We start from the raw sequence: 997 nt of genomic DNA on the forward strand, positions 1-997 counted from the left end.
ATCTGGTGCCGCCGCTCGCGGTGGCCGCGGGCGCCGCGGCGGGCGACGGGCCGGCCGCGGCGCTGGGTGCCGCGGCCTGGCTGGTGATGGCGGGGACGTACCTGCCCATGCTGCGCTACTACCGGCAGCCGTGGTGGCCGGCCCCGCTGCTGCCGTTCACCGCGTCGCTGTACCTCCTCATGACGGTCGACTCGGCCGTGCAGCACCGCCGGGGACGGGGCGCCGCGTGGAAGGGCCGCACCTATGCCCGTCCGGACGCCGTCACCGAGGAGGGCTGAGTCCGGACGGGCCCGGGGGTCACTTCCGGCCGGGGGTCCAGTTCATGCCCCACCCGTAGGCGTGGTCGACGGTGCGCTGGGGGCTCACCCCGCGTTCCGGGACCAGGTAGCGGGCCTCGCGCTGGACGACGAGGTCGCCGTCGCCGGTGCTGGTGATCAGGGCGAGGGCGCACACCGTGGAGGGGACGGTGCACTCGTCGAGCGAGAAGTCGATCGGGGCGCCGTTCTGCGGCCGCAGGGTGACCGTGGCGTTGAGGTCGGCGAAGGAGCGGGCGCCCTCGTAGATGGTGACGAAGACGAGGATGCGCCGGAAGGACTGCTTGTGGTCGAGGTTGACGGTGAGGTTCTCGCCGCTGGTGACGGCACCGGTGCGGTCGTCGCCGTCGAGGTGGATGTACGGGGGCTGGTGAAGGGAACCGAAGGCGTTGCCGAGGGCCTGGACCACACCCTTGCGGCCGTCGGCGAGTTCGTACAGGGCGCACAGGTCGAGGTCGAGGTCGGAGTGCTGGGCGACCGCGCGGCCCAGCTTGGCCGCCCAGCCCGAGAACTGCTTGCGCACCTCCCAGTTGAGGTTCACGTGCAGGGCGCCCGAGGTGCCGCCCTGCTTGGTGAGGGAGACCGACGGGGCCGCCTTGGTGAGCGTCACCTTGGTCAGCCGCACCGGCGCCGCGGCGGGGGCGGGCGGCGCGGGAGGGGCGGCGGGCGGCGCGGGAGGGGCG

General features: G+C 74.0%; 2 pseudogenes. One reads left to right on the forward strand and one right to left on the reverse strand.

From position 1 onward, the window contains the following. Nucleotides 1-278: pseudogene (locus G3I53_RS21695) on the forward strand (glycosyl transferase family 2); the annotation flags it as partial. A gap of 19 nt (nt 279-297) precedes the next feature. On the opposite strand, the pseudogene G3I53_RS21700 reads toward G3I53_RS21695, so the two are convergent. Further along, nucleotides 298-997: pseudogene (locus tag G3I53_RS21700) on the reverse strand (Tellurium resistance); the annotation flags it as partial.

The sequence above is a fragment of the Streptomyces sp. SID14436 genome (genome assembly GCF_010548465.1).
Lineage (GTDB): Bacteria > Actinomycetota > Actinomycetes > Streptomycetales > Streptomycetaceae > Streptomyces.